The sequence below is a fragment of the Thermodesulfobacteriota bacterium genome, assembly GCA_031082315.1.
GTDB lineage: Bacteria > Desulfobacterota > QYQD01 > QYQD01 > QYQD01 > QYQD01.
Genome location: JAVHLC010000004.1, coordinates 44690 through 68349, shown reverse-complemented (window position 1 = coordinate 68349; position 23660 = coordinate 44690). Strand labels below are relative to the sequence as shown.

Annotated in this window: 24 protein-coding genes and 2 tRNA genes; 13 read left to right on the top strand and 13 right to left on the bottom strand. The window is 50.9% G+C overall.

Features of this window, described 5'->3' with window-relative positions:
- Positions 1–112: 112 nt before the first annotated feature.
- Genes rsmI through ptsP form a run of 3 tightly spaced genes read left to right on the top strand, consistent with a single transcriptional unit; the run spans position 113 to position 3053 of the window.
- Positions 113–964 carry a 16S rRNA (cytidine(1402)-2'-O)-methyltransferase gene (rsmI, locus tag RDU59_05230; GenBank protein ID MDQ7837875.1) on the top strand — a complete coding sequence of 284 codons (852 nt, stop codon included), beginning with the start codon at positions 113–115 and terminating at the stop codon, positions 962–964.
- Positions 965–987: 23 nt separating this feature from the next.
- Positions 988–1269 carry an HPr family phosphocarrier protein gene (locus tag RDU59_05225; GenBank protein MDQ7837874.1) on the top strand — a complete coding sequence of 94 codons (282 nt, stop codon included), beginning with the start codon at positions 988–990 and terminating at the stop codon, positions 1267–1269.
- A complete protein-coding gene (ptsP, locus tag RDU59_05220) occupies positions 1266–3053 on the top strand; it encodes a phosphoenolpyruvate--protein phosphotransferase (protein MDQ7837873.1) in 1788 nt (595 codons plus the stop codon). The genes RDU59_05225 and ptsP overlap by 4 nt, the downstream gene beginning before the upstream one ends.
- Positions 3054–3061: 8 nt before the next feature.
- Here ptsP and RDU59_05215 read toward each other — a convergent pair whose 3' ends face one another.
- Both RDU59_05215 and RDU59_05210 read right to left on the bottom strand, forming a co-directional pair.
- Positions 3062–3280, bottom strand: coding sequence for a hypothetical protein (locus tag RDU59_05215; GenBank protein ID MDQ7837872.1), 219 nt, complete (start codon positions 3278–3280; stop codon positions 3062–3064).
- Positions 3281–3336: 56 nt separating this feature from the next.
- Positions 3337–3531, bottom strand: coding sequence for a hypothetical protein (locus RDU59_05210; GenBank protein ID MDQ7837871.1), 195 nt, complete (start codon positions 3529–3531; stop codon positions 3337–3339).
- A 369-nt stretch (positions 3532–3900) separates the two neighbouring features.
- Between RDU59_05210 and RDU59_05205 the strand changes: the two genes are divergently transcribed.
- The 3 genes from RDU59_05205 (at position 3901) to RDU59_05195 (ending at position 5365) form a co-directional block, all read left to right on the top strand.
- Positions 3901–4200 carry an MTH1187 family thiamine-binding protein gene (locus RDU59_05205; protein ID MDQ7837870.1) on the top strand — a complete coding sequence of 100 codons (300 nt, stop codon included), beginning with the start codon at positions 3901–3903 and terminating at the stop codon, positions 4198–4200.
- Between the two features lie 137 nt (positions 4201–4337).
- A complete protein-coding gene (locus tag RDU59_05200) occupies positions 4338–4469 on the top strand; it encodes a CD1871A family CXXC motif-containing protein (protein ID MDQ7837869.1) in 132 nt (43 codons plus the stop codon).
- Positions 4466–5365 (top strand): 4Fe-4S binding protein, encoded by a 900-nt coding sequence (locus RDU59_05195; protein ID MDQ7837868.1) that lies wholly within the window; start codon positions 4466–4468, stop codon positions 5363–5365. The genes RDU59_05200 and RDU59_05195 overlap by 4 nt, the downstream gene beginning before the upstream one ends.
- A 105-nt stretch (positions 5366–5470) precedes the next feature.
- Here the strand turns inward: RDU59_05195 and pth are convergent, their stop codons facing one another.
- The 9 genes from pth to RDU59_05150 form a co-directional block, all read right to left on the bottom strand.
- Positions 5471–6055, bottom strand: a complete 585-nt coding sequence (pth, locus tag RDU59_05190) for an aminoacyl-tRNA hydrolase (GenBank protein MDQ7837867.1) — start codon at positions 6053–6055, stop codon at positions 5471–5473.
- Between the two features lie 2 nt (positions 6056–6057).
- Positions 6058–6723, bottom strand: coding sequence for a 50S ribosomal protein L25/general stress protein Ctc (locus RDU59_05185; protein MDQ7837866.1), 666 nt, complete (start codon positions 6721–6723; stop codon positions 6058–6060).
- A 9-nt stretch (positions 6724–6732) separates the two neighbouring features.
- The gene (locus tag RDU59_05180; protein MDQ7837865.1) at positions 6733–7674 is read right to left on the bottom strand and encodes a ribose-phosphate pyrophosphokinase; all 942 of its coding nucleotides are present in this window, start codon (positions 7672–7674) and stop codon (positions 6733–6735) included.
- 106 nt (positions 7675–7780) lie between these two features.
- A tRNA-Gln gene (locus RDU59_05175) sits at positions 7781–7855 on the bottom strand.
- A 4-nt stretch (positions 7856–7859) separates the two neighbouring features.
- Positions 7860–8699 carry a 4-(cytidine 5'-diphospho)-2-C-methyl-D-erythritol kinase gene (ispE, locus tag RDU59_05170; GenBank protein MDQ7837864.1) on the bottom strand — a complete coding sequence of 280 codons (840 nt, stop codon included), beginning with the start codon at positions 8697–8699 and terminating at the stop codon, positions 7860–7862.
- Between the two features lie 162 nt (positions 8700–8861).
- Positions 8862–10316, bottom strand: a complete 1455-nt coding sequence (locus tag RDU59_05165; protein MDQ7837863.1) for a DegQ family serine endoprotease — start codon at positions 10314–10316, stop codon at positions 8862–8864.
- Positions 10317–10346: 30 nt separating this feature from the next.
- A complete protein-coding gene (locus tag RDU59_05160; protein ID MDQ7837862.1) occupies positions 10347–10733 on the bottom strand; it encodes a DUF1844 domain-containing protein in 387 nt (128 codons plus the stop codon).
- A gap of 246 nt (positions 10734–10979) precedes the next feature.
- Positions 10980–12560 carry a phosphoglycerate dehydrogenase gene (gene serA / locus RDU59_05155; GenBank protein MDQ7837861.1) on the bottom strand — a complete coding sequence of 527 codons (1581 nt, stop codon included), beginning with the start codon at positions 12558–12560 and terminating at the stop codon, positions 10980–10982.
- A gap of 25 nt (positions 12561–12585) precedes the next feature.
- Positions 12586–13737: an alanine--glyoxylate aminotransferase family protein gene (locus RDU59_05150; GenBank protein MDQ7837860.1), complete on the bottom strand. Its 1152-nt coding sequence runs from the start codon at positions 13735–13737 to the stop codon at positions 12586–12588.
- Between the two features lie 377 nt (positions 13738–14114).
- On the opposite strand from RDU59_05150, the gene recG reads away from it, so the two are divergent.
- The 7 genes from recG (at position 14115) to RDU59_05115 (ending at position 21292) form a co-directional block, all read left to right on the top strand.
- On the top strand, positions 14115–16541 hold the full coding sequence (gene recG, locus RDU59_05145; GenBank protein MDQ7837859.1) for an ATP-dependent DNA helicase RecG: 2427 nt from the start codon (positions 14115–14117) through the stop codon (positions 16539–16541).
- Between the two features lie 80 nt (positions 16542–16621).
- Positions 16622–17929, top strand: coding sequence for a homoserine dehydrogenase (locus RDU59_05140; protein ID MDQ7837858.1), 1308 nt, complete (start codon positions 16622–16624; stop codon positions 17927–17929).
- A gap of 104 nt (positions 17930–18033) precedes the next feature.
- On the top strand, positions 18034–19236 hold the full coding sequence (locus RDU59_05135; GenBank protein ID MDQ7837857.1) for a cofactor-independent phosphoglycerate mutase: 1203 nt from the start codon (positions 18034–18036) through the stop codon (positions 19234–19236).
- Between the two features lie 60 nt (positions 19237–19296).
- A tRNA-Met gene (locus RDU59_05130) sits at positions 19297–19373 on the top strand.
- Positions 19374–19640: 267 nt separating this feature from the next.
- Complete coding sequence (locus tag RDU59_05125; protein MDQ7837856.1) at positions 19641–19967, top strand: DUF4258 domain-containing protein; 327 nt, start codon at positions 19641–19643, stop codon at positions 19965–19967.
- Between the two features lie 8 nt (positions 19968–19975).
- A complete protein-coding gene (locus RDU59_05120; protein MDQ7837855.1) occupies positions 19976–20179 on the top strand; it encodes a YgiT-type zinc finger protein in 204 nt (67 codons plus the stop codon).
- Positions 20180–20308: 129 nt separating this feature from the next.
- Positions 20309–21292: a transposase gene (locus tag RDU59_05115; GenBank protein MDQ7837854.1), complete on the top strand. Its 984-nt coding sequence runs from the start codon at positions 20309–20311 to the stop codon at positions 21290–21292.
- A 70-nt stretch (positions 21293–21362) separates the two neighbouring features.
- On the opposite strand, the gene nuoB is transcribed toward RDU59_05115, so the two are convergent.
- Positions 21363–22124, bottom strand: coding sequence for an NADH-quinone oxidoreductase subunit NuoB (gene nuoB, locus RDU59_05110; protein MDQ7837853.1), 762 nt, complete (start codon positions 22122–22124; stop codon positions 21363–21365).
- 13 nt (positions 22125–22137) lie between these two features.
- A complete protein-coding gene (locus RDU59_05105; GenBank protein MDQ7837852.1) occupies positions 22138–23658 on the bottom strand; it encodes an NADH-quinone oxidoreductase subunit C in 1521 nt (506 codons plus the stop codon).
- Positions 23659–23660: the final 2 nt, after the last annotated feature.

Sequence of the window (23660 nt, the reverse complement as noted above, 5' to 3'; positions counted from 1 at the left end):
GCTGCTTGCTGCGCGCCCTTATTGGGCAGGGCAAGCCCTGCCCCTACGCCAACCTCGGCGACCCCGCGGTAATTTTGACTTTTTACGAAGCCGTAGAGGTTGATTTTTGAAAGTGGAACCAGCTAACAAAGGCGTACTCTACATAGTTTCCACCCCCATCGGTAATCTGGAGGATATTACTCTACGGGCCCTCAGGATATTAAAGGAAGTGGACATAATTGTTGCCGAAGACACCCGGTGGACGCGCAAGCTCCTTTCCCACTATCAGATTCACGTCCCCCTTATAAGCTGTCATGAACACAATCAGGTAGAAAAAAGTGAAGAGTTGGTGGGAAGGTTGCGTTCGGGTATTAAAGCAGCTTTGGTTACGGATGCGGGCACTCCCGGAATTTCGGATCCGGGTTATTATATCATCCGTGTGGCTATAGAAAATGGGGTCAGGGTTATTCCTGTTCCCGGGGTTTCGGCAGTTATCGCCGCCTTGAGTGTTTCGGGGCTGCCTGCAGATTCTTTCTCCTTCCTGGGTTTTTTGCCGCGGCAATCGTCCAGGCGTAAAGCTGTCTTACAGAAACTTCGTTACGAGAAGAGGACCTTTGTCATTTATGAAGCGCCTAAGCGGCTACCGGCTACTCTGCGGGATATTTTAGATGAGGCAGGAGACCGTAAAATGCTCCTGGCGAGGGAATTGACCAAGAAGTTCGAAGAACTGAAATGGGGTATGCTGAGCGAGGTACTGGACGACCTGGAGGGAAAAGATATCCGGGGTGAAATCACGTTGGTATTTGACGGCTCAAGGGAGCAGGAAGTGTTTGACGAGGATACAATACTTAATACTATCAGATGGTATCAAGAGAATACGGACTTAAAACTAAGCGGTATTATCCGTAAGGTGGCTGAGGAGTTGGGCGTCTCGAAAACAGAGGTTTATCGATTGGGATTGAAATTTAGGAAAGCTGATAGCTGATAGCTGATGGCTATAGGTGAATAATGACTACTCCCAAAATCAGTAAGATGTGTACTATCAAGAATAAACTGGGGCTCCATGCCCGGGCCGCGGCCAAATTTGTACAGACGGCCTGCCGTTTTAAATGCGATGTCCGGCTGGCCAGAAATGGTGAAGAGACAGATGGTAAAAGTATTCTGGATATATTGACACTGGCCTGTCTTAGGGGTACGGAAGTTGAGATTAGTGCTGTGGGGGAGGATGCGCCTGAGGCCGTCAGCGCCCTTGAAAAACTAATAAATGATAAGTTTGGGGAAGAACAGTGAAACGAGAAGCGGATAACGTCAAGACATTAAAGGGCGTCCCGGTCTTTCCGGGCATAGCCATCGGTAAGGCCCTGCATATAGATCGCCGCAAGATCAAGGTGGTTTATGAATACCTCATGAACGATGAACAGGTGGCGGCAGAGATCGTGCGTTTCAAGGAGGCAGTAGAACAGGCACACCTGGCCCTCCTGGCCATTAAAGAAGAAATCCCGGAGGAGTTAAGAGAACACTGTTCTATAATAGATAGCCACCTTCTGATCCTGAAAGATAAGATGCTTTACGACCAAACACTCCGGATTATTGCTGAAGAGAAAATTAATGCGGAATGGGCGCTTAAGAAGGCGCTGAAAGAAAGTCAGGCCATTTTCGAGCGTATCCAGGACGAGTACATCCGCAGCCGTTTTCATGATGTGGAGTTTGTTACAGAGAGGTTATTAAGGGTCTTGACCGGCCATTCACTGGAGAACCTGGCGGATATTGAAGATAATGTAATCGTAGTAGCGCATGATCTTTCGCCGGCCGATACTACCCAGATGAAACCGGACAGGATTATGGCCTTTCTGACGGATATAGGCGGTCGGACCTCGCATACGGCTATAATCGCCCGTTCCCTGGGGATACCGGCCGTAGTCGGTCTGGAGACGATAACCGGCGTGGTTTCAAGTGGGGATCAGATAATCGTCGATGGTGTGACGGGTACGGTCCTTATTAATCCGCCGGAAGAGACTATTCAGGAATACAGACAGAGGCAAAGCCGCTACGAAGATTATCGGATACAAACAGTCAAATACGGCCATCTCCGGGCGGAAACAATCGACGGCTATCAAATCAAGATAAAGGCTAACGTTGAATTTTTAGAAGAACTGCCTTCTGTTCTGGAGTATGGCGCGGAAGGCATAGGACTGCTGCGCACGGAGTTTTTATACCTGAACCGTGATGAATTACCCACCGAAGAAATCCTTTTTAATGCCTATAGCGAGGTAGTGGAGCGCATTGCCCCTAACCCGGTGACTATACGTACACTGGATATAGGAGGGGATAAATTTGCTTCATCAATAAAGTGGGTAAGCGAATCAAACCCTGCCCTTGGACTTCGGGCCATCCGGTTTTGTCTGAGGGAGAAGGGCATCTTCAAGGTTCAATTGCGCGCCTTGTTAAGGGCCGGTTGTTTTGGCGACCTGCGTATCATGTTTCCTATGATTTCCGGCAAGCAGGAGATAGTAGAGGCCAAGCGTGTTTTGGAGGCGGCGTGTGAAGAATTGTATCGGGAGGGAATACCGTATAAGGAATCGGTCAAGATTGGCGCCATGATTGAAGTGCCGTCGGCGGCAGCCATAGCCGACATCCTGGCCGAGGAAGTGGATTTTTTTAGCATCGGGACGAACGACCTCATTCAATATTCCCTGGCTATAGACCGGATAAATGAACACGTGGCCCATCTTTATGAGCCGCTTCATCCCGGCGTTCTTCGTATGATAAAGCAGGTGGCGGAAGCCGGTCACCGCGGGGGCGTTGAGGTGGCCATGTGTGGAGAGATGGCCGGTGAGGCGTCTTATATGCCTATTTTACTGGGGCTGGGGCTTGATGAACTAAGTATGAATCCCCTGGCAGTTCCTCAGGCTAAACGTATTATTCGCATGTCCACTATGGAAGAGGCTAATGAAGTGGTAAATGATATATTGCAATTTTCTACGGCTGATGAAATACACACCTACTTAAAAACAAAATGGGCTAAAAGGTTCACGGAAGAATTTTTGTGGCCTTCTTCCCAATTTACACTTTAAAAGTATTATCAGTCATCGCCTTTTTTCAGGGTCTTCAGGCGGGTGCGCATCTTGGCGACCAGATTTTGCATGTCCACCTGGAGGTCGGCCATTTGTTGATGTCTTTTCTCGTAAACTTTTATAAGTTCACTTAACCAATATTCAGTAGCCTGTATTTCACGTTCTCTGAGTTCGTTTTCAACCTTTCTTTTCATCTGTTCCATGAAGGCCTTGTCCATTGTCTGCATAATCCTTTCCGCTATTGAGATAATTTTTGTGGGCACGAGTATTGATAAGTCAGCCGTCAGTCGGCTTTTCCGGAACCATAGAGTTCACAGCGGGTGAAGTCGATCTCCTTCTTGCACTTTGGGCAGATGTGCTTAACATCAAATTCATCCGAGAATATCTCCTTTTCCGCTCCACAGTTCGGGCACTTACATATAAATGAGGTTAGATTCTTATTAGATTCAAATCCCGGGCAGTGTTTGGGGGTGGTCATCTCTGCGTCCTCCTCGGATGTCTTTTCTTAATAAACACTATACAACAAATCTAAAAATTTTTAAGCTGTTTATTGATATGACAGGGTGCCCTGGGTTTGACAAAAAAACCAGTTTACAAATACCGAAATTACATCGTAACATAGAAATATACGAGTGCTCATCCGGAAACTACTGTTTCCGGTTTCACGCTTTCAGCGATCAGCGGTTAGCTGTCAGCATGTTTGTTATCCGTTAACCGTTGTCCGACATTTTCTTTCGGTAAACGGTGAACGGTGAACCGGCTTCATGCTGATAGCTGAGTGCTGGCCGCTCGTCCGAAAATTTTTGGTTTCCGGGCGAAAACTATTTAATCAGGGGAGGGATGGATTATGGCGCTTATGGAGTTAAGCGTGGTGCCCCTTGGGTTAGGGACGCCCAGCGTCGGGGATCATATCGCAGATATTCAAAAGGAACTGGCCAAGGGGAAATTACCTTATAAACTAACGGACATGGGAACGATTATTGAAGGCAGTATATCAGATGTCTTATCCTTAGCCGCAAGGTTGCATGAGCTTCCTTTTGCCAGGGGTGTAAAACGTGTGCAGACCGTGATTATCATTGATGACCGGAGAGATAAAAAAGTCCTGTTAGATGATAAGGTGAAGTCGGTTCAGGCCAGGTTGAGGTAATAAAGAAATTCAAAGCTCAAAATTCAAATGAATGCCAAAGCTGAAAGTTAAACTTTGACATTCAGTCATTTGGATTTCCTTTGAACTTTGTATTTTGACATTTTGTTTTTCAGCCCGTCCGGGCGAAAGGTAAACACATGCGGAAGATACCGTTCATCGTTATTTCTCTTTTTGTCCTCCTGTGGTTAGCCGGCGTCCTCACGGGCGAAGTCCAGGGCGTCCTTGAGAAGGCCGTCAGTATATGCCTTGATTGCATAGGCATCGGATGAGGCAGCATCTGCGGCGAATTATCCAGTCCCTTTCGGCCTTACTCCTGAACGGTTACTGGTATTTTCCTGTAAGCCGGACTATATATCAGGGTCGGCTCAAGTCTATCTGCTCTCCGGGATTAAACTGTCATTCCTGCCCGGCAGCTACAACCGCGTGTCCGCTAGGGGCTATCCAGAATTTTATGGCCGGTATCCGTGCCTCAGTAGAAGCGGCGCGCTACCATTTTGGATTCTATGTCCTGGGATGGCTGGGGATTATTGGAGGACTGGTGGGGCGCATGCCCTGCGGCTGGATATGCCCCTTTGGTCTTATCCAGGACCTTTTATTTAAGATGCCCGGGCGCAAGATCAGAATACCCTATATCTTCAGCTATGGCCCTTATATCTTCCTGGCCCTGACCATCTTTATCTTACCCATCTGGGTGGTTGATGCCTTTGGATATGGTTTTCTGTGGTTTTGTAAGTTTATCTGCCCGGCCGGGACCCTGGAGGCCGGACTGCCGCTTTTAATCCTGCAACCAACCCTGCGTATGACGGTCGGGCATCTTTTTTACATTAAAGTAGCGGTCTTGTTTTTCTTTATTACCGGGAGCGTCCTGGCCAGCCGTCCCTTCTGTCGTACTGTATGCCCCCTCGGGGCATTTTATTCTTTTTTCAACCGGGCGAGCCTCTTCCAGCTCAAGTATCATCCGGAGAAATGCACGCATTGTGAGTTATGCTACCGGGACTGTCCCGTAGATATTAAATTTTATGAATCACCCAACGACAGGCGGTGCATACGCTGTCTGGTATGTCTGCGCGAGTCCTGTGCATTCGGGGCTATTTCCTGGGAGATGGGAGGCCTGGAAGGTCAAAGTTCAAGGCCCAAAGTCCAAAGCTTGAAGGCTAAAGGCTGAAAACACAAATGCCAAAGTTCAAAATCCAAATGAATGTCAAAGTACCGGTGTTCAAAACGTAACTCGTCACTGGTCATTAGTCATCGGTTGGGTTGGAAAGAATGACTATTGACTAATGACATTCACTTCTTTGATGTTAAAAAGATTCATGGCTTCCTCAATCCCCTGCCGGACTATGGCTTCAGACGCCTTTGCTGCTTTTTTTAAAGTCTCTTTTAGGAGTGCTATCTCCTCAAAAGAAAATGGCTCAAGGACATAGTGCTCTGGCTTCTGTTGAGGCAATGGCCTGCCAATCCCAATCTTAAGGCGTGGGAATTCCCGGGTGCCCAGGGTCTCAATAATCGAGTCCACGCCATTATGTCCGCCTGATCCTCCGCTTCGCACTATCTTTATGCGTCCTAACGGGATATCCATATCATCATGGACGACCAGAAGATCAGGGGGGGGTATCTTGTGGAAGTTAAGTATCTGTGCTACTGCTAAACCGCTCCGGTTCATATAGGTAAGGGGTTTGGCCAGGAGGACTTGCCTTTCGCCAATATACCCCTTACCAATGAGGCTATCCCACTTTTTTGCGGCGAGTGAGATCTGAAATATCCCGGCAAGGTGATCAATAAGGATAAAACCAATATTATGCCTGGTTTCTGCATACTTGATGCCGGGATTGCCAAGGCCAACAATACAACGCAACTTTATTTCGACTCTTTTGCCTCGGGTTCCTTGCCCTTGGTGGAAACCACTTCCGGTTCAGCGGCAGCGGCTTCTTCCTCGGCGACAACCGCTTTTTCTTCAGCTGCCGGCGGAACCACGGTAACTAAAGTGACGGCGGCATCGTCCAGCACATGGAGGTTTTCCGGCAGCTTCAGGTCTTTTATATGGATTGATTCCCCAATGTCCAGGGAAGTGACATCAACCTCGATGAATTCCGGAATGTCTGCCGGCAAACACTCCATCTCGATTTCACGGGTTACTGTCTGGAGGATACCACTTAGCTCCACTCCCTTGGCCCGCCCCTTGACGTGCAAAGGAACCCGGACCGCTATTTTCTTATCCATAGCGACTTCATACAAATCGGTATGGAGAATTTCCCGGCTTAGGGGATTCGTTTGCACTTCTTTTAACATAGCCATTTTATTTACTGTATGGCCATCGTCTTTAATGGTCAGGGCAAAAATGGCATTTTCGCTTCCAACCTTATTCAGCTTACGTTTAAGCTCCAGACTATCCAGAGTCAGGGGTTGAGGTGGAATTCCTTTGCCGTAGAAGATGGCCGGGGTAAGACCCCGACGGCGCAGACTGCGAGCCGCGCCTTTCCCCATTTTTTCTCTACTTTCTGCAGTTAATTCAATCTGTTTCATTTATTCCTCCTAAACAAACAAAGAACTTACGGAATCTTCATTATGAATACGTTGGATGGCTTCCCCCAGGAGTCCTGCTACAGATAATACCTCGATCTTCCGGCATTTTTGGGCCTCCGGCCCGAGGGGAATAGTGTCTGTGACTATCAGTTTACTTATAGGTGAGGCTTCGATACGTTTGATAGCCGGGCCGGATAAAACCGGGTGTGTGGTACAGGCGTGTATCACCTTCGCCCCGTGCTCCTGCAGGGCCTGAGCGGCCTGACAGAGTGTCCCGGCCGTATCTACCATGTCATCAAGTATAACCACATTTTTACCTTTTACATTGCCGATGATATTCATTACCTGTGATTCATTCGGTCGTTCCCGGCGTTTATCAATAATAGCCAGTTGTGCCTCCAGTCGTTTGGCAAAGGCCCTGGTTCTCTCTACGCCCCCGGCATCAGGAGATACCATGACCAGATTCTCAAGAAAATGCTCGCGTATATATTCCAGGAGCACGGGGGCAGCGAAAAGATTGTCCACGGGTATATTGAAAAAACCCTGGATTTGTCCGGCATGGAGGTCCATGGCCAGGACGCGGCGTGCGCCTGGCGTAGTTATTAGATCTGCCACCAGTTTTGCGGTTATCGGCGTGCGCGGAGCCACTTTTCTGTCCTGGCGGCCGTAGCCATAGTAGGGGATGACGGCAGTAATCCGCCTGGCCGAGGCCCGGCGCAGGGCGTCGATCATAATAAGCAATTCCATTAGATTTTGGTTTACAGGAGGGCAGGTGGGTTGAATCACGAATACATCGCTGCCGCGTACATTTTCTCCTATTTCGACCATGGTTTCGCCATCACTGAAAGTGCGGACAACGGCCTTACCCAATTCCATACCCAGATAGCGACATATAGCATGTGCCAGGGGTAGATTGGAGTTGCCGGAGAATATCTTGAGTCTGTTGATCATCTTCTGCACCTAATATCCGTTGACCGTTAACCGTTTACCGTTGACCGAGAAGAATTTGCTCTTGCGGTGAACGGTGAACGGTCAACAGTGAACAGTGAACGTTAATTGGCTGGGGTGGGAGGATTCGAACCTCCGAATGCGGGTTCCAAAGACCCGTGTCTTACCGCTTGACGACACCCCAACTGTTATAATGATCTTACGAGGTAAACTGTCCAGTCTGAATTGGACCTTAGCCTTTCATAGGCTAGCCGGGCTTTTTCTTCCTCCTTAAAAAGCCCGAATACTGTGGGGCCGCTTCCTGTCATCAATGTCCCCTCAGCCCCATAGGAAAGCAGAGATTTCTTCATAATATGAATAACCGGATACTCTGAGGCAGTAACCTCTTCTAAGTCGTTATGTAGAAATTGTTCTATATTGATAATGTCTTCGGGCGAGAAGATAAAAAGATTTTCTCCGGTTGTCAACTTTAAATTTTTATAAGCCCATTTAGTACTAACAGGAAAACAAGGACTTATAAGCACAAACCATAGCGGAGGAGATGAGTAAATAGGCTCCAGTTGATCTCCGATTCCACGCCCGATAGCCATGGTACAGGGTTCAAGAAGAAACGGTACGTCTGCCCCCAATTTGCTGCCTATGGATCTGAGATTAGCCCGGGCGCAGGGATTTCCGTACACCTCCTGCAATCCATTCAGTACACAGGCCGCGTCGCTGCTTCCACCGCCCAAGCCGGCTGCTACAGGGATATTTTTTCGGATTTCGATGTCAACACCCGGTAATAAGCCGGTGACTTTATAAAAAAGAGAAGCGGCCTGATAAGCAATATTCGTCTCATCTTCAGGCACCGTGCCCTGAGGACAGGACAGATTTATTCCCCTTTCCACTTTTCTGATAATTATGCAGTCAAATAAAGTCACCTTTTGAAAAAGGGTAAAGAGCGAGTGATACCCGTCAGGCCTTTTCCCGGTCACTCTTAAGAAAAGGTTTATCTTGGCAGGCGCATAAAGGGTAATATAATCGTTCACCGTTGTCCGTTCACCGTTCACCGAAAAAGACGGTTTTCGCGTTTTTCACGGAGACCGGCGGACTAATAACGGGAAATATGCTCACCATTGCCTGTTCACCAAAAAAACTTTTCAGGTCCTTACGGACAACGGTGAACCGATAACGGTAAACAGATACGGTTATTATTCACCCGGGGTAATACTCAGATACAAGGTTTGCCCTTCGCGCTGTACAAGGAATAAGATGGCATCCTCTTTAGCCGCTTTGTCCATGGCCATCCGGTAGTCTTTCAGATTTTTTATACTCTTGCGATTGATTTCTTTGATAATGTCTCCCTGATTGAAATCAGCATCTTCTGCCGGGCTGCCCGGCGCGACGCCTGTGACGATAACGCCGGTCTCATCTTCAAGTCCTAATTCCTCGGCTATCTCGGGTGTGATTTCCTGGACGCTTAGACCGATTTTTCTCTCCACCTCAGTTTTGGCAACAGGCGGTTTCTCCTCTTTCATTTCGGAAATCTTCGCGGTTAAACCCTGTTCCTGCCCGTCGCGAATAATTTTTATAAGGACTGTTTTCCCGACTGGAGTGTTTGCCACGAGGCGCGGCAAGTCCGACATTTCGTCTATTTTCTTCCCGTCGAATTCGATTATCACGTCACCGCGTTTAATATTTGATTTCTCGGCCGGGCTTCCGGCAAAGACGTCGCCCACCAAGGCGCCCCTGCCTTCTTTGATGCCGAAAGAACGGGCCAATTCAGGGGTCATTTTCTGGATAGCCACACCCAGCCATCCCCGGACTACCCTTCGTTTTTCCTTTAACTGGACAATAATTTCTTTGGCTATATTGATCGGGATGGCGAAACCAATACCCTGGCCGGTGGCTACTATAGCGGTATTGATACCGACTACTTCCCCTTTGACATTCAAAAGTGGACCCCCGCTATTACCGGGGTTAATAGAGGCGTCTGTCTGGATGAAGTCATCGTACGGCCCGGCCCCGATAATCCTTCCCTTGGCGCTGACAATGCCGGCGGTCACAGTGTGGTTTAAGCCAAAGGGATTGCCGATGGTTATTACCCAATCCCCGATGGAAAGGGCATCTGAATCACCCAAGGTTACCGATGGGAGGTCGCGGAAGGAATCGATTTTAATCAGAGCCAGGTCTGTCTTGGGATCCCGGCCGATGATCTCTGCCGAAAATTCTCTCTCATCCGCCAGCCGCACCTTTATCTGGTCAGCGTGCTCAATCACATGGTTGTTGGTTATGATATACCCATCCTTATCGATAATGATGCCCGATCCTAAACTACGCTGTTTCAGGTCACGTTCAGGGGATTGATCGCCGAAGAATTTCTCGAAGAAATCCCGGAAGGGGTCATTTTTATCAGATGGCCCCATAAAATGGCGGAATACCCGTCCTCCGCCCTTGATGGTGCGGACGGCGCTTATATTAACGACCGCCGGGCTTACCGCCTTCACTAAACTTGCAAAGGATGCCGGCAGCGCCTGGGGATTCACTGTATTTGAGGCCGCCGGACTTCCCATGAGATCAAAACGAGAGGCCAGAGCCAGACCAAAGACTATGGACGCTAATGCCACGGCAATTAAGGTAAGCTGGCGTTTTTTCTTATTATCCATAGGGATGCCTCTTGGGACCTTTATTAGACCTTAGACCTCACGAACATAACGCATGCGGAGGTCATACAGGATATGCTGGATCAGGGCTTCTTCGTCTTTGGTCAGGTTGCCCCTGGTTTTTTCTTGCAACATGGCAATGGTATCTATAGTATGCTTGGCAAAAACTAGGTCTATTTCCCTTTTCCCGGTGACCGGATCGGCTATTTCACCCAGGTGAACCAGGGCAGAGGTATTAAGAGAGAAGATAAGGGTGGAAAAATCAACCGGCGGCAAGACAGTGGGCCGTTTGGATTCCTTCGGTATCTCCTCTCCTGCCGGCCTTTCTTTTGAAGCGGCGGTAGTCTCCTGCCCTGACTTTTCCTGGGAGAAACTACGCCTGTCTCTTACCGTATATCCTTTTTCTTTGTCCTCGTTCATGGCCGATTATCCCTGAGTAGTTTTCATCTGAAAAGCCAAAAACTCTAAATTAGCTTTCAGCACTCAGCTATCAGCAGGAAGCCGGTCCACCGTTCACTGTTGACCGTTTACCGAAAGAAAATGTCGGACAACGGTTAACGGTTAACGGTTAACAAACATGCTGACAGCTAATCGCTGATCGCTGAAAGCGTGAAGCCGGAAACAGTAGTTTCCGGATGAGCACCAGTTATATTGCCACGAAACTGTTTAGAATTCAAGCGGTTGTGCCGACACCACCTGTGGTATTTTAAGCATTTCCTTGAGCACCTTAGCCGACACCGGGGCGTTTGTATTTAACAGGATGACATTTCTGCCCGGTCCTGTCTCCTGGCCAACGTGCATACGGGCGATATTTAAACCGGCCTCGCCCATGGTCGTACCGATAGCCCCAATGACCCCCGGCTCATCTATGTTATAAATAAAGAGCATGTGTCCTTCCAGCACCGCTTCCAGGCGGAAGGTGTTTATCCTGACCAGGCGCAGCTCTTTTTTGCCGAAGATCGTTCCGGAGAGGGCGTTTTCTTCCTGCGGTGTTTTGACGCGCAGGGTTATAAGATTGGTAAAATCTTCGGTTGTCGTGCTCTTTAACTCTGTGACCTTTACACCCCGTTCCTTGGCAATAATAGGCGCATTAACGAAATTGACGTCGTGCTTCAAGATGGGAGCGAACAGGCCCTTCAACATCGCTATAGTTATCGGCCGGGTATCCATATTGGCGACGTCGCCGACATATTCGATAGTCACTTCCTGGATGCCGCCCTTGGCTATCTGCATCTGGAAACTGCCCATCTTCTCGACCAGGGTCAGGTAAGGCTGAATGCTGGCCAGTACATCGGAACTTACAGAAGGAAAATTGACCGCATTGGAGATATTACCGTTTTTGAGAAAATCAACCAGTTGGTTGGCTATGGCTACGGCTACATTTTCCTGGGCCTCTTCGGTAGCGGCGCCAAGGTGCGGCGTGCATATAAATTTATCCATAGTAAATAAAGGGTAGGACTCCGGAGGTGGTTCCTGGGCAAAGACATCCAGGGCCGCACCGGCTACCTTGCCGCTCTGCATGGCCTCATGAAGGGCCCCTTCATCCACAATACCTCCGCGTGAGCAGTTAATCAACATGACCCCATCCTTCATTTTGGCGAATGATTCTCTATTGATCAATTCTTTCGTATCCTTAGTCAGGGGGACATGGATGGAGATATAGTCGGAACGGGTATAAAGGTCGTCCAGAGATACCAGCCCTACCCCCAGCTTCTCGGCAGTTTCCGGCCTGATGTATGGATCATAGGCTATGACGTGCATTTTTAGACCGCGGGCGCGGTCGGCGACGATACTGCCGATCCGTCCGATACCGATAATGCCCAGGGTCTTATTGAATACTTCCCGTCCGGTAAATTTTTTCTTTTCCCATTTGCCGGCCTTCATGGAAGTAGTAGCCTGGGGAATGTTCCGGGAGAGGGTCAGAAGCATGGCTATGGTGTGCTCGGCAGTGGTAACCACGTTACCGCCCGGCGTATTCATTACAATAATGCCCTTTTTGCTGGCCGCCGGTATATCCACATTGTCCAGTCCGATGCCCGCCCGGCCAATGACCTTGAGTTTCCCGGCGGCCCCGATAATGTCCGGGGTCACTTTAGTGGCGCTCCGGATGACCAGGCCATCACAGTCTTTTATCTCTTTCTTGAGTTCTTCCGGCTTGAGTCCGGTCTTGAAGACCACCTTAAGACCGGCATGTTTCAGTATCTCGATGCCTTTAGGGGATAGATTATCGCTGACCAGTACTTTCATCATTGGCTCCTTGCAGTCTAATCCTTTAAGCTACATCCCTGTGCTGGAAGAGATGTTCTTCCGCGGCCCTGACCCCGCTGCCCAATTCCATAGGGTAACCAAGTTCTTTTAAGACTATCTCCACAGCCGAGAGTACGAGTATGAGTTCGAACCTGTCGGTATATCCCATGTGAGAGATGCGGAATATCTTGCCCTTGGCCTCACCCTGGCCACCGGCAATGGTTATGCCGTACTTCTCACGCAGTAACTTGACGACCTGTTGCCCGTCCACGCCTTGCGGCGCCCGAACTACCGTGACGGCCTCCGAGGGAACTGCCGTATAGAGTTCGAGCCCCATGGCGGATACGGCCTTACGCGCCGCTTCGGCCAGCAGGCGATGATGGGCGAATAATTTTTCCAGACCCTCTTTTTTTATGCTAATCAGTACTTCTATTAGACCTGCGATCAGGGAAACCGCCGGGGTATAAGCGGTCTGGTCTTTTTTAAGGGATTTCCTTTCCTTAAGGAAATTGAAATAATATTTGGGCAGGTTTGACTTTTCGACCAGTTGCCAGGCCTTGGGGCTGACGCTGGCGAAGGCCAGACCCGGAGGCAAGCAAAATGCCTTCTGGGAACCGGCCACGACGATATCCAAACCCCACTCATCGACCGCGATGTCAAAGACGCCCAGGGCGGAGATGGCATCTACGACCAGTATGGTGTCAGGATAGGCCCTGACGACCTCGCCTACTTCCTTTATGGGGTGCTTTACACCGGTGGATGTCTCATGGGCCTGAATGAATACGGCCTTGATGCTTCTATCCGCTTCCAGGGCGGAACGGATAAGGGCAGGATCTACCGCCTCACCCCACGTTACGTCTATATTTATAGCCGTAACGCCGTAGGCCTCACAGATTTCCGTCCAGCGCTCTCCGAATTTACCGCCCCGGACGACCAGGGCCTTGTCGCCTTTGGATAACGTGTTGGTTACGGCCCCTTCCATGGCCCCGGTGCCGGAAGAGGCAAAGATAAGGACGTCGTTTTTTGTCTGGAAGAGATACTTGAGCCCTTCTTCGACCTCACGCAGTATAGCGGCAAACTGCGGCGCCCGGTGATGAATAATAGGTTGGGCCATGGCGAGCAAGGTGCTCGGGGCTATGGACACCGGCCCGGGGGCGAATAGATATTTTTTTTGCATCAGTCTATAGTTCCTTTATTGATTGTTTGGATTTTATTTTAACTTTCGAGGTTCTTGCAAAATTGTCTGTCATCCCCGAATGATTCTATCGGGGATATGGTTTTTACTTGAATAAAACCAGATTCCCGCTCAAAAGCGTTGCAGGAATGACAAAAAATGGAGTTTTGCAAGAGGCTCTTTCGATTATGTTTTGTCTAATGCCTTGATGGCAATATAACTTCACCCACGCTGACTTCGACGGGGCACTATATTCAGCCTGTAATATCTTTTACAAAACATGAATATATGCTACTATTCCCGGACGTTGTCAAGAGTAAACCGGCTTTATAAAGACCGCATGAGGAGATTTTTTATCCGGCAACGCATGGGAGATATATATGCCCCATCTCGCCTTTTATTTTGATTGCCTTCTTAATCCGCTCCTCTTCGTTGCGAAGGAAGATTTTGCCAACCTGGGGGCGGTAAAGAAATTAGGCGCTACGATAACCGGAGCGGTCGATCAGCTTTTATCTCAGGACATACCTGAAGAAGCGAAGGTCAGGTTGCTGGATATAAAAAGGCTATTCCAGGACTATGAAGGAAAGGCCTTGCCGGATAGGCGGGAAAGGGTAGCAAAGGCCCTGAGGGAATTATCCGGCTTGGCCGCAGAGGTCCTCTTAAGGAAATACCGGCAAGACAGAAAGATATTGGCACAGGATGTCCAGTTTCTAAAGGGAGTGGGTAAAGGCCGGTCTGGCAGGCTGGCCCGGAAGGGCATCAAGACCCTGGAAGATATCCTTTTGTTTATACCGCGCACCTATGACGATAGAAGGGCGGTTACAAAGATCGCTGACCTTAAGGTGGGCCAAAGGGCGGTAGCAGTAGGTGAGATTGTCTTATCCGGCACTATTCGTTACCCGTTAAGCCGCAGGGCGGTGTTTGAAATGATCGTTCGTGACCGGACCGGCCAGATTTCCGCCAAGTGGTTTAACTTCTCCCATGTATATATGGAGCGGGCATATAAAAGAGGACTGAAGGTGATCCTTTCCGGCGAGGTGCACTCCTTCCGTCAACAAAGGGAATTTATCCATCCGGACATAGAAATCCTGGATAGCGAGGAAGGCAAAGATACCAGTTTCGGCCGGATCATACCCGTTTATTCAGAGACAGAGGGGATATCGCAGAGGCAGATGCGGCGCATCCTAGATGGCGCTGTTACCGCGTATGCTTATGCCACGGAAAGTTTTATACCTGCGGATATATTGCGGCGAAGAAAGCTCGTCTCGCTCCCCCGGGCCCTTTCTATTCTCCATTTTCCGGGTGATGATACCGGCCTGAAGGCCCTTACAGAAGGTAAGAATACTTATCACCATAGCCTGATCTTTGACGAGTTTTTTTTCCTGGAGCTGGGTCTGGCCCTCCGACGCAGGCGCACGGCCAGACAAAAGGGAATTGCCTTCAAGAGTCAGCCCGGGCTTTTTCAGGATTTCATGTCCGGGCTCCCTTTCCCGCTGACCCGGGCCCAGAGGCGCGTCCTGGCCGGGATCGAAAAAGATATGGGCAGGCCCTATCCCATGCACAGGCTGGTGCAGGGAGATGTGGGCAGCGGTAAGACCGTGGTGGCCTTTGCTGCGGCCATGACGGCCATTGGTAACGGTTTTCAGGCGGCCATGATGGCGCCGACGGAAATCCTGGCCGGACAGCATTACGCTAGTTTCGAAAAGATGGTGGAAGGTCTGTCTGTGCCTGCCTATCTTCTTACCGGCAGTACGCCTCCTGCCGCCAGAAAGGAGTTATACCGTGATGTGAGTCAGGGTAATCCCTGCCTGGTCATAGGGACGCACGCCCTGATCCAGGAGGGTCTTGAGTTTGGCCGGCTGGGGCTGGTAATTGTCGATGAGCAGCATCGCTTCGGTGTCTTGCAGCGGGCGGCCTTGAAGGAAAAAGGGCCAAGCCCGGCCTGCGGCCGGCCTTTATGGCCGGATGTCCTGGTCATGACTGCCACTCCTATACCGCGCACGCTTTCCATGACCCTCTACGGCGACCTGGATGTCTCTATAATAGACGAACTTCCCATGGGACGGAAGCCCGTACAGACAAAGGTGTATGCAGAAGGGGCTCGTCCGCGGGTTTATGAAATGGTGCGGCGTGAACTGGCCAGGGGCGGGCAGGCATATATTATCTATCCCCTGGTTGAAGAGTCGGAGACCCTGGACCTGCTTAATGCCAAGGAGATGGCTGAGCGCCTGCAAAAGGAGGTCTTTCCGGATTATGCAGTGGGCCTTCTCCATGGTCGCCTCAAAGGGGCGGACAAAGAGGCGGTTATGAACCGGTTTAAGCGGGGAGAGGTGCAGGTGCTTGTCTCCACCACTGTGGTGGAGGTCGGCGTTGATGTGCCCAATGCCACGGTTATGGTGATCGAGCATGCCGAACGCTTTGGCCTCTCACAGCTTCATCAACTGCGAGGCCGGGTAGGGCGGGGAGAAAGGGAATCAATGTGTTTTCTTATTGCCCGCCCGGGCCGCGACTCCGATGCCGGTCAGCGTCTCAGGGTGATGGAAGAGACCACGGACGGTTTTCGCATCGCTGAAGAGGACCTGAAGATCAGAGGCCCCGGAGAGTTCCTGGGGACGCGTCAGTCCGGACTGCCTGAGCTGAGGACGGCCAATATTGTGAGGGATATAGCTATCCTGACGGCGGCCCGTGAAGAGGCTTTTCGCCTTATAGAAGAGGACCCGGAACTTAGCCTGCCCACGCATAGGGCGCTCAGGGAGATTGTGGAGGATCGCTGGGCCAAGGGTCTGGCGCTGGCCGAGGTAGGGTAAGTGCATTATTTCTTTTGACAACGGTTGGCGCAATAAGGTAAGAGTTTAAGTCCTCATTAAGGCATGGCAGGAAGGTTATCATGGCAAAACCTATTTACGTGGGATTGATTGGGTTAGGAACCGTAGGGAGCGGGGTGGCCAAAATTCTCCTTGAAAAGGGAGACTTACTGGCTAAACGGGTGGGGGCGCCTGTTGTCCTCAAGCGGATTGTGGATAAGTATCCGGACAGGATTAAGCTTAAGATAGCGAAAAAGATGCTCTCTACCGATATTGAGGACGTCTTTGGCGATGACGAAATCTCCATAGTGGTAGAACTTATCGGCGGGTACGAGCCGGCGCGTAGTTTTATCCTCAGGGCTATCGAACGGGGTAAACATGTGGTTACCGCCAACAAGGCCCTGCTTGCTGCTCATGGGAAGGAGATATTTACGGCGGCCGGGCGTAAGGGCGTGGATATTGGTTTTGAGGCCAGTGTAGGAGGAGGTATTCCGGTCATCCGGTCTATACGGGAAGGTCTGGTGGCAGACCATATCCAGTCCATATTGGGCATTATGAACGGCACTTCGAATTATATCCTGACCAAGATGACCGATGAAGGGAGTTCTTTCGGGGATGTATTGAAAGAGGCCCAGGCCAAAGGCTATGCCGAAGCGGATCCCGCCTATGATGTGGAGGGGATCGATGCGGCCCACAAACTGGCCGTTATCAGCACATTAGCCTACGGCAGTTTCGTGCGGCTGGAAGATATTTATACAGAAGGTATAGCGGGCATTGAACCCGTGGATATCGCCTTTGCCAAGGAACTCGGTTATCGTGTTAAACTTCTCGCCATATCCCGCTGCGACGGTCAGTCCATTGAAGTCCGGGTCCACCCTACCATGATTCCAAGCGAGCATCTCCTGGCCAATGTAAACGGTGTCTATAACGCCTTTTATATACAAGGGGATGCAGTGGGGCAGGTGCTTCTGTACGGGATGGGGGCAGGCATGATGCCTACCGGCAGCGCGGTGGTCGGCGACATTATTGATTTGGGCCGTAATGTGCTGAAGGGCACGACCCAGCGTGTCCCGGCACTTTCGTGTGCGATCGATCAATTGCGGTCACTTCCGGTCAAGCCTGTGGATGACTTGGTCTGCCGGTACTATATGCGTTTTTCTGTTGTGGACAGCCCGGGTGTTTTATCCAAAATTTCCGGGATACTGGGACGCAACGGCATCAGTATAGAATCAGTCATCCAAAAAGGCCGCGATGTCCGCGGCTCTGTTCCCATAGTCATGATGACGCATGAGGCCCGGGAGAGCAACGTGCGCAAGGCCGTGGCCAAAATCGACCGCCTGGATGTGGCAACCGCAAAGACCATGTTTATCAGAATTGAGAATACGTTGTAAAACAGGTAACTTCTAAATACGAAGCACGACACCCTGCAACTGGAATCTTAGAGGTTGGACCATTTCAAAGCACTAAAGTGATACGAAATTAGGAATTTCTTTATATGAAGTATGTAGTCTTGATCGGGGACGGCATGGGGGATTATCCGCTGGAGGAATTAGGCGGGAAGACCCCGCTCCAGGCCGCTTCTACTCCGGCCATGGATTTCCTGGCCCGGGAGGGTGAACTGGGGTTGGTAAAGACCGTGCCTCCAGGTTTTGAGCCGGGTAGCGACGTGGCCAATCTCTCCATACTGGGATATGATCCTGCCTCCTGCTATACCGGTCGCGGACCGCTTGAGGCCGGAAGTATGGGGATAAGATTGTCGCCTGATGACGTGGCCTTCCGGTGCAACTTGGTCACCCTGGACTTTATGGCCGATGGCCGGACAGTTATGGTTGACTATAGCGCCGGTCATATCTCTACTGAAGAGGCCCGCGCCATTGTGGCCGATATCGGCCGGAAGGTGAAGGTCAACGGCCTTACGCTTTATCCCGGGGTAAGCTACAGGCATCTCCTGGTCTGGGCGGAAGGCAAGGAAAAGCTGGCTACAGTCCCGCCCCATGACCATACCGGCAGGGATGTCTCTGCCCATTGGGGAGTCTATCAACACGACCCGAATCTGATTAACTGGATATCCCAGGCATTGATTATTTTAAGGGACCATCCGGTGAACGAGAGGCGCGTGAAAGAGGGGAAAAAACCGGCAAATGCGGTGTGGCTGTGGGGGCAGGGACGGGCACCCCATATGCCGAAATTTACCGAACGTTTCGGCATCAAGGGCGCTATAATATCGGCCGTTGATCTCTTGAAGGGCATCGGCGTCTATGCCGGACTTGAACCTATTGCCGTTCCGGGCGCTACCGGTTATCTCGACACCAATTATCAGGGGAAAGCAGAGTACGCCCTGGCCGCTCTTAAAGAAAAGGATCTGGTGGTGGTTCACGTGGAGGCCCCGGATGAGGCCTCCCACGGCGGGAATCTTGAAGAAAAGATAAAGGCCATAGAGAATTTTGACCGGAAGGTAGTGCAGGTTGTGGTAGATGGTCTGGCTGAATTTGGCGAGCACCGCATCTTACTGGTGACCGACCATTACACCCCTATTTCGATAAAGACACACGTAGGCGAGCCTGTGCCCTTTGTCATCTTCTCTTCGAACAGGCGGGGCCGGACGCGAGAGGCCGGGTTTAATGAGGTTTCCGCCAAGGAAACGGGCTTATTTATCAGGGAAGGCCTTAAGCTTATGGAAAGATTCATTAGAATATGAATTGAGGGCTTGCCCATCTTGACAGATATGGTTTTATGGTGTACTTTACAAAACGTCTGACGCGGGGTGGAGCAGTCCGGTAGCTCGTCGGGCTCATAACCCGAAGGTCGCAGGTTCAAATCCTGTCCCCGCTACCAAATAAATTCAAGGGGCTATCCGCTTTCGGCAGATAGCCCCTTTTTTTGTCAAATCTGCGAATTACCTTTCAGCCTCTTCGTCCTGAATAACCGCAATAATTCCGTCAGTCGTCTTAATCAAAATTAGACTTATTGTGTTATTCACCCGATTGTTGTATAAACTGAATGATATTTAGGTGATATGCTAAAAAGAAGAGTCTGCTCGATATATAATGTTCAGCGGCTTTTACAAGAACAATAGGTTATGTCTGAATGGCTGTGTAAGATATGCAAGACTCTAAGAATTTGATAAAATTGATTTATGAGCGCGCTGCTCAACGGCTTCTATTTCTTCCCCACGCTGTGCGGCAAATGATGCGATCAGAGCGGATGATTTCGCCTTCAGAGATAAGACAGATCATTGCAAATGGAGAAATAATAGAAGATTACCCCGATGATGTCCGAGGCCATAGTTGCTTACTTATGGGTAAGGGGGCAAGTGGAAGATCTATCCATGTGGTTTGTGCGCCTAAAGATGAGTATCTTGCAATCATAACAGCCTACATTCCCACTCTGGATGATTGGGAGGAAGGCTTCAAGGTGAGGAAAAGGTAATGAAGTGTATGTATTGTAAAGGTGAAATGAAACGAGGGAAGGCCCCATTCCATATTGACAGGAAAGGGGTACACTTAACGCTCGATGACGTCCCGGCCTGGACTTGTCAGCAGTGTGGCGAGTCTTATTTCGAGGAGACGGAGGTCGAGTCAATCCAGGCAATGATTCAAGCCGTGGAACAGGAGGCGCAGAAACTCGCCACTACTGGATAAATCAACCTTCGTTGTTGAACAGGGGGCTACACCAGACGGCTTAATTTTCTGGGACATCTCTAAGAAATAAGGGGACGTTGTTGAAAACTATCACTTTACAAGGGCATAGCTTTATGCTAAGAAACCTCCATGCCTCGGCAAGCCAGATTAGATACCCCGGGAACCCTTCACCATGTAATGATCCGTGGAATCGAAGGCCAGAATATCTTTCGGGATAATACAGACAGAAAAGATTTTCTTTCTCGCATCGCGCAATTGATTGAAGAGACCGGCACCAGAATCCTGGCCTGGGTTCTGATGAACAACCATGTCCATCTGCTTCTTTTCAGCGGCCATCAGGGTATCTCCAAGTTTATGCGGCGTCTTTTAACCGGCTATGCCATCTCCTATAACCGGAGACACCAGAGAACCGGTCACCTCTTTCAAAACCGATACAAGTCCATCCTCTGCGAAGAGGAACCATATCTATTAGCACTGGTCTGTTATATCCATTTAAACCCCTTGAGGGCCTCCATAGTAAAAAGCATGGAAGAATTAGACCGTTATCCCTGGAGTGGTCATGGCGTCTTAGTGGGGAAAATAAAAAATAACTGGCAGGAAAGAGACTATGTGCTCAGGCAATTTAGTGAATACAAAGGAAGGGCGGTTCGGACCTATCGCAAGTTTATGGAGGAAGGAAAAGATCAAGGGAAGCGGTCGGAGTTGATAGGAGGAGGCCTGATCCGAAGTCTGGGCGGCTGGTCACAGGTATTGTCTCTCCGGGATAAAAAGGATTCCATAACGCATGATGCCCGCATCTTGGGTAGAGAAGACTTTGTAACAGAGATATTGAAAGAAGCCGACCGGAATTTAAAAAGGCAACTACGGCCAAGGGAAAGAACAGCCCTGATAGACCAATTAATAAAGAAAATATGCAAGGAAGAAGGGGTAAATGAACAGGAACTGCGCATGGGAGGACGGAGGAGAAAGGTTTCCAGTGCCAGAGCCAGGATTGCGTATCAGTTAAGTTCTGAACTAGGAATCCCGGCGGCTGAGATAGCCAGGCAATTGGGGGTATGCACCTCGGCCATTGTCAAGGCTATACAAAATTCGGAATCTATGAAAAATAAGTGACTGTTTTCAACAACGTCCCCTAAGTCCATAAATTTATAGACGCCCTGAATATTCTTTCGGCTTTGAGCTTCTACTTTCCGATACGCCCCAGAAGGCGTAACAGGCCATCCAGGATCACAATGGGATGCGGCGGGCAACCGGGAATGTACAGATCGACAGGAAGGATACCTTCCACACCGTCATGCACTTCTTTGTGTCCGGCATAGGGTCCGCCCGCAATGGCGCAGGCGCCCACGGCAATGACAATTTTCGGTGCAGGAACCGCTTCATAGGTTTTTATTAAAGCCGGCTTCATATTCTCCGTCACCGGGCCGGTCACGAGGATTCCATCTGCATGGCGGGGTGAGGCGACAAACTGAATACCGAAACGGCCGAGGTCGAAGACAACGGTAGTGAGCACATTCGTGTCCGCCTCGCAGGCATTGCATCCGCCGGCGCTTACCTGCCGCAGCCGCAGCGCCCGGCCGAGCAGACGTTTCATTCGGGCATCAAGGGCCCGGGCAGTCCCCGTACCTGTACCCGGTAGAACCAGGTCTTGCCGCCGTCTGGCAGCCATGCGGTATTCCCGGGAAAAACGGATCGCATTCACGGGACATGCAGTTTCACATTCCCCGCAAAAGAGACATCGCCCGAGATCGAGATGCAGACCATCTGCTGATACCTTTACTGCGCTCGTGGGGCAGACTTCCGCGCAGACCCGGCACTGTCCGGGGCACCGCGCCGCATCCACTACCGGGCATCCCCGGTAACGGTCCGGCAATATCGGTTCTTTCGCGGGGAAGGGAATCGTGCCGTATCCCAGCTTACATCGAGCAACTAACTCCTTGAGCATTCCATCTCCCGATTCACAGGTCGTGTCCGCAATACGACAAATTGAAGCTCTTGTTGCAGAGCGGAAAATCCGAGATCTGCTGGTCACGCAAGGCCATGGCCAGTCCCATCCAGTTGTGAAAGGACGGGTCCACCACCTTGTAATGGGCGAAGCGCCCCCCGACGTCCGTCACTGCCACGTGGCAGATTTCCCCGCGCCAGCCCTCTGCCAGGGAAACCACGAGGCGCTCAGGCGGCAGTTCCCCGGTCGCAGCCCGTATGGGTCCGCCCGGGAGCATCTCTAGCTGTTCCTGAATGAAGGCCACGGAACGCTGGATTTCCAGCCACCTTACGTATGCGCGCGCAAAGACATCGCCTGTTTCCCCTATCGCAATCGGAATATGGCGTAGGGCATAGATTCCTGACGGGAACTCGTAGCGGACATCCCGTTCCAGGCCGCAGGCGCGTGCAGCCGGCCCCACCAGTCCCAGGTCTTCACAGGTCTGGCGCAGCACCCTTCCCGTCTTCTCAAATCGCCCCACGACGGACGGCGTCTTCCAGAGGAGATCTACGGCCGTGGTCACATTGTTGTAAATCCGCCCTATTCTCTCCAGCAAGAGCTTGGCCTGATCGGCGTCCAGGTCAAAAACCACACCGCCCGGCCGCACCAGCCCTCGCCCGAAACGATTTCCACAAAGGAGCGCAGTCAGGTTTAGAAAGTCGCCACGCAGACGGCCGCAATGAGCTGCCGTAGGCAAATATCCCACGTCGCCGGCCAGCGCGCCAAGATCTCCGGTATGATTGGCGAGTCTCTCAATCTCGAGCGCCACGGCACGCAAGGCGTAAGCCCGAGCCGGCACTATACAGCCCTGCAAAGCCTCTATGGCCTGGCAATATGCGGTCATATGGCCTACGGACGTATCACCGGCCAGGGTTTCCATATAGTGAGCGCTGCGCGAGGTCGGTCCGCCGAGCATGGCCCGTTCGACTCCGCGGTGCTGATATCCAAGTGATATTTCCAGGTGATAAACGTTTTCTCCGTGGCATTGAAAACGGAAATGACCGGGTTCAATTATCCCGGCGTGTACCGGACCTACCGCCACGTCATGGACCTCTTCGCCGGCAACCTGGAAAAAGTCGGTCACCGAGGGCTGAATGGCCTCAGTGGCGGAACGCGCCCAGGCGTCGTAACCCGGGCGGTAGGAATGATGGAACCGTATGGGCTTCAGCCAGGGGTGTCCCAAGGGCCGCACCCCCCATTGTTCGGCCATCTCCCGTTCGAACCAGTGGGCCTGCGGACAGTCAACGGTAAGCGACGGATAGCAATCGGAGACTTCGGTCTCGACAATAAAGAGCGCTCCTTCGCTGCTCCGGGCCAGTACGGCCAGAAGGCGAAGCGTGTTCGGCCCATGCGGCCTCCCAAAAAGGGCGGCAAGGCGTGCGCCGTCGGCCACACTGCGAACCACGGTTTCTCTAAATTCAGCGGTGGAAACGAGCGGTATATCGCGGAGACCCACCGGGCAGCTATTATAGGCGCGAAGACGCTTTGGCCCCATTT